Genomic DNA, 5,408 nt, shown 5'->3' on the forward strand with positions numbered 1-5,408 from the left:
ACAGAGTTTGACACATGTTTTCCACGGTGCCCCGGTTCTTGGTGAACTCCCGCGTTCCATCGGGGTTCGCCACGAGGATATGGGCCCTCGTCGGGCAGCAGCACGTCGGTGTAGTTGTCGATCAACGTCGTGACGTGCACACCGTCGACCGGACGCAGCGTTACGGACGCCTCCATCCCGCCATCATGCCCCGATCGGGAGGCTACGAACGGCGTACGGTCAGGATCAGGTCCGCCACCAGCGCCGTCCAGCCGGTCTGGTGCCAGGCGCCCAGTCCCGCGCCGTTGTCACCGTGGAAGTACTCGGGAAAGACGATCAGGTCCCGCCAGTCGGGATGCGTCTGGAACAGCTCGCACGCCCCGTAGATCGGCCGCCGCCCCGACCGGTCCCGGGTGAACAGCCCGATCACCCGCCGGGACAGGTCGTCGGCGATGTCCGAGAGCGGCAGCCGCGTGCCGGACCCGGTCGGATACTCCACCAGCAGGTCCGTGCCGAAGAACGCGCCGAACTCCCGCAGCGCCCCGATCAGCAGGTAGTTGGTCGGCAGCCAGATCGGCCCGCGCCAGTTGGAGTTGCCGCCGAACAGCCCGCTGGTGGACTCGGCCGGTTCGTAGCCGACCGTGAACTCCTGCCCGCCCAGGGACACCGTGAACGGCTTGTCGAGGTGCTGCCGGGAGAGCGTGCGGAGCCCGTACGGCGAGAGGAACTCGGTCTCGTCGAACATCCGGGACAGCATCCGGACCAGCTGCTCCGGCGCGACCATCGCCAGCAGCCGCTGCTGCCGGCCGTCGACCGAGCGTCGCCGGCTGCCGACGACCAGCCCGTACTCGGGCCGGTTGTGCAGGAACCAGCGCAGCCGCAGCGACAGCTCCGGCAGCCGGCTGACCATGAGCGACGACATCGACGCCGTCGCGGCCAAGGGCAGCAGGCCGACCACCGAGCGCACCTTGAGCGGCACCCGCGCTCCGTCCGGCAGCCGCAGCACGTCGTAGAAGAACGCGTCGTCGGCGTCCCACAGCCCCTGCTCGTACGCCGCGGACGCGATGTAGGCGAAGTGCTCGAAGAACTTCGTGGCGATGTCCTCGTACGCCGGCTCCCGCACCGCCAGGGTCAGCGCCATGTCCAGCAGGTTCAGCGCGTACATGGCCATCCAGCCGGTGCCGTCGGACTGTTCGAGCACCCCGGCGACCGGCAGCGCGGCCGAGCGGTCGAACGGCCCGACGTTGTCGAGGCCGAGGAAACCGCCCTCGAAGACGTTGTTGCCGGTGATGTCCTTGCGGTTGACCCACCAGGTGAAGTTGAGCAGCAGCTTGTGCATCGCCCGCGCGAGGAAGTCGACGTCCCGCCCGCCGTCGATCTCGAACACCCGCAGCGCCGCCCACGCGTGCACGGGCGGGTTCACGTCGCCGAACGCCCACTCGTACGCCGGGATCTGGCCGTTGGGGTGCATGTACCACTCGCGGAGCAGCAGGAGCAGTTGCTGCTTGGCGAAGGCGGGATCGACCCGGGCCAACGTGACACAGTGGAACGCCAGGTCCCAGGCCGCGAACCAGGGATATTCCCACGGGTCCGGCATGGAGATCACGTCGAAGTTGGTCATGTGCCGCCAGGCGCTGTTGCGCCCGTGCCGGCGACCGGGCGGCGGTGTCGGCGAGCCCGGGTCGCCGTCGAGCCACTGCCGCACGTCGAAGTGGTAGAACTGTTTGCCCCACATCAGCCCGGCGATCGCCTGGCGCAGCACGGCCGCCTCGTCGGCCGAGGCGCCGGCCGGGGTCAGCGCGCCGAAGAACTCGTCGGCCTCGGCCCGCCGCGCGGCGAACACCGCCTCGTGGTCGGCGCCCAGGTCAAGATCGGGCAGGGCGCGGCGGCTACCGGGCGGCCCGGCGGCGCACAGCCGCAGCCGGATCGTCGCCGACGACCGCGCCGGCACGTCGAGCACGTAGTGCAGCGCGCCCTTCGTGCCGACGCGGCCCGGGTTGACGGTCGCCGCGCCCTGCACGACGTGGTCGTTGATCCCGTCCTTGGGATAGCGCGACCCGCCCGCCAGGCCCCAGAGCCGGCGTGCGTTGGACTCGTTGTCGCAGAGCAGCGGCACCGGCGACCCGTCGCCCTCCAGCACGAGCGACCCGAGCACCCAGTGCTCACCGACCAGCCGGTTGGTGCCGTCGGCGGCCAGCCGCGGCACGGCGTCGCGCCCCGGCAGCCCCCACGACCAGGTGTTGCGGAACCACAGCGACGGCAGGACGTGCAGGGTGGCCGCCTCCGGCCCGCGGTTGGCCACCGTGACCAGCACGCACATGTCGGTCGGCGACGCCTTGGCGTACTCGACGGTCACCACCCAGAACCGGTCCTCGTTGAACACACCGGTGTCGACCAGTTCGTACTCCGGCTCGTCCCGGCGGCGCAGGGCGTTGACCGCGACCAGCCGGTCGTAGGGGAACGGCGCCTGTGGATAGTGGTAGCGCCAGCGCATCGCGGAGTGGGTGGGCGTGGACTCCTCGTACCACCAGTACTCCTTGACGTCCTCGCCGTGGTTGCCGCCGTCGCCGCCGAGCCCGAACATCCGTTCCTTGAGGATCGGGTCGACGCCGTTCCACAGGGCCAGCGCGAAGCAGAACGTCTGCCGGTCGTCGCAGATCCCGGCCATCCCGTCCTCGTTCCACCGGTAGGTCCGGGACCGGGCGTGGTCGTGCGGGAAGTAGTCCCACGCGGTGCCGTGCTCGCTGTAGTCCTCGCGGACCGTGCCCCACGCCCGCTCCGACAGGTAGGGACCCCAGGACCGCCACGGTCGCGCGCCGCTGTCGGCATCCGCGAGCCGCGCCTGCTCGGCCAGCACGTCGGCGATCACCTCCATGTCAACGATCTTCCCCTAGTGCTGTCCACAGCGGACCTGCCATCCTGCCCCATGGCACGCCGGTAAACGGCAGATTTCGCGGCATTGAGGGGTATTTGCGCGACATTGCCCTAGGCTCCCAAACGACCCACTTGGCGCGTCTGGCACCCCGCTCGGGTGCCTATCGCCGTATCCAGGGTTGACCACGAGGGGGCCGGCCATGCAAAGCACCGCGGACGTTCTCGACGACGAACCGGTCACCGGTTCGGGCATCAGGCGCGTCCTGATGCTGTCGTGGGAGTACCCGCCGGTGGTGGTCGGCGGCCTCGGCCGGCACGTGCACTCGCTCGCCACCTCGCTCGCCGCGGCGGGACACGAGGTCACCGTGGTCACCCGCCACGCGGCCGGCGCGCCCCTGGAGGAATACCAGGAGGGGGTACGGATCGTCCGGGCACCGGAGGACCCGCCGAACTTCCCGCTGGCCACGCCGTCGTTGCTGGCCTGGACGATGGCGTTCAACCACACCCTGACCCGGGCGGCGCTGCGGGCGTGCGAGAGCGGCCAGTACGACGTCATCCACGCGCATGACTGGCTCGTCACGCACACCGCGGTGACCCTCAAGGAGCACCTCGACCTGCCGCTGGTCGCCACCATCCACGCGACCGAGGCCGGCCGGCACCAGGGCTGGCTGCCCGACGAGATGAACCGCTGCATCCACAGCGTGGAGTGGTGGCTGGCCCGCGAGGCGTGCAAGGTGCTCGTCTGCTCTGCGTACATGAAATGGGAGGTCTCCCGCCTCCTCGAGCTGCCCTCCGACCGCGTCGAGGTCATTCCCAACGGGGTCAACGACCGGGTCTGGCGGGCCGGGCCGCGGGCGGTCGCGACCGCGCGCAAGCAGTTCGCCGGCGACGGCCCGCTGGTCGGGTTCGCCGGGCGCCTGGTGTACGAGAAGGGCGTCCAGCACATCATCCGGGCCGTGCCCCGGCTCGCCGCCGACCACCCGGGCCTGCGCGTGGTGATCGCCGGCGACGGGCCGTTCCGTGGCGAGCTGGAGTCCGAGACCCACCGCCTCGGCATCCCCGACAAGGTCAGCTTCGTCGGCTTCCAGAGCGAGGCCACCCTGCCGGCGCTGCTCGCCGCCACCGACACGACGGTGGTGCCGAGCCTCTACGAGCCGTTCGGCATGGTCGCCCTCGAAGCGGCGGCCGCGGGCGCGCCGCTGGCCGTGGCGGCCACCGGTGGCCTGGCCGAGATCGTCGAGCCCGGTGTCACCGGTGTGACGTTCCCGCACAGCGACCCGGACGCGCTCGCCGGTGCCGTCGACTCGCTGCTCGGTGACTCGCGGTTCGCCCGGAAGGTGGCCAAGAAGGCCCGGACCATGGTGGCCAAGCGGTACGGCTGGTCCACCATCGCCGAGCGCACCGCGGACGCGTACCGCAACGCGATCCTGGAGTCGCCCGCTTTCCTGACCCGGGAAGCGGCCGCACGCATGGCGTACGGGCAGCCCAAGCTCGTCGTACCGCCCGGTAACCTGCTCAGTACCGAGGTCGCGTAGCGGCCTGGTCCCGTCCGCGGGACAATCACTCCATCGACCCGGGGCTTCATCAACTCGGCTCCGGTCACTAGGGTGGATCGCGCGGACCAACAGGGATCGGACGGTGCAGCGGACACTGATCGCCGAGCGTTACCGGCTGCTGGAATCCGTCGGCAGCGGGGGGATGGGCCGTGTCTGGCTCGCGCGCGACGAGATGCTCCACCGCGACGTCGCCGTCAAAGAGGTCCAGCCACCCGACTGGATGACCGCCGACGAGCGCGCGGAGCTCGGCCAGCGCACCCTGCGTGAGGCGCGCACCGCCGCCCGGCTCAGCCACCCCAACGTCGTGCAGATCTACGACGTGGTCCACTCCGCGGGCAGCCCCTGGATCGTCATGGAATATGTGCGGTCCCGCTCGCTGCACGAGGTGATCGTCAACGAGGGTCCGCTGCCGCCGCGCCAGGTCGCCGAGATCGGCCTGGCCGTCCTCGACGCGCTCTGTGCCGCCCACGCCCGCGGCGTGCTGCACCGCGACGTCAAGCCGCACAACGTGCTGATCGCCGACGACGGCCGTGTCGTGCTGACCGACTTCGGGCTCGCCACGTTCGACGGCGACAGCGCGGTCACCCGGGCCGGCATGGTGATGGGCTCGCCGCAATATGTCGCGCCGGAGCGGGCCAGCGACGGCACCTCGACCGCCGAGGCCGACATGTGGTCGCTGGGCGCCACCCTCTACGCGGCTGTCGAGGGCCGGTCCCCGTTCTACCGCCGCACGACATTGGCCACGCTCACGGCCCTGGCCACCAGCCCGCCCGATCAGGCGAAGCTGGCCGGCCCGTTGCGCCCGGTGCTCGCCGGCCTGCTCCGCAAGGACCCCCGGCACCGGATGTCCGCCGACGAGGTCGACCGCCTCCTGCGCCGGGTGCTCGACCCGAGCGTCAAGCCGCGGCCAGCTCGTCGCGGACGGTCAGGATCCAGGTGGAGTCGGTGCCGGTCAGCTCGCGCAGCAGCAGCACCGCGTCGTCGAGCAGCGAGCCGACG

At 71.0% G+C, this 5,408-nt stretch carries 3 protein-coding genes; 2 read left to right on the forward strand and 1 reads right to left on the reverse strand.

What is annotated here, in order from left to right:
- Positions 1 to 202: 202 nt before the first annotated feature.
- Positions 203 to 2,854: a glucosidase gene (locus AB0H87_RS37355; RefSeq protein ID WP_360157047.1), complete on the reverse strand. Its 2,652-nt coding sequence runs from the start codon at positions 2,852 to 2,854 to the stop codon at positions 203 to 205.
- A gap of 199 nt (positions 2,855 to 3,053) precedes the next feature.
- On the opposite strand from AB0H87_RS37355, the gene AB0H87_RS37360 reads away from it, so the two are divergent.
- Together AB0H87_RS37360 and AB0H87_RS37365 are read left to right on the forward strand one after the other, a co-directional pair.
- A complete protein-coding gene (locus AB0H87_RS37360) occupies positions 3,054 to 4,388 on the forward strand; it encodes a glycosyltransferase family 4 protein (protein WP_360157050.1) in 1,335 nt (444 codons plus the stop codon).
- Positions 4,389 to 4,551: 163 nt separating this feature from the next.
- On the forward strand, positions 4,552 to 5,408 hold an 857-nt coding region (locus AB0H87_RS37365), incomplete at its 3' end, for a serine/threonine-protein kinase (protein WP_360157053.1).

It is taken from the genome of Asanoa sp. NPDC050611, from assembly GCF_040654855.1.
Taxonomy (GTDB): Bacteria; Actinomycetota; Actinomycetes; order Mycobacteriales; family Micromonosporaceae; genus Asanoa.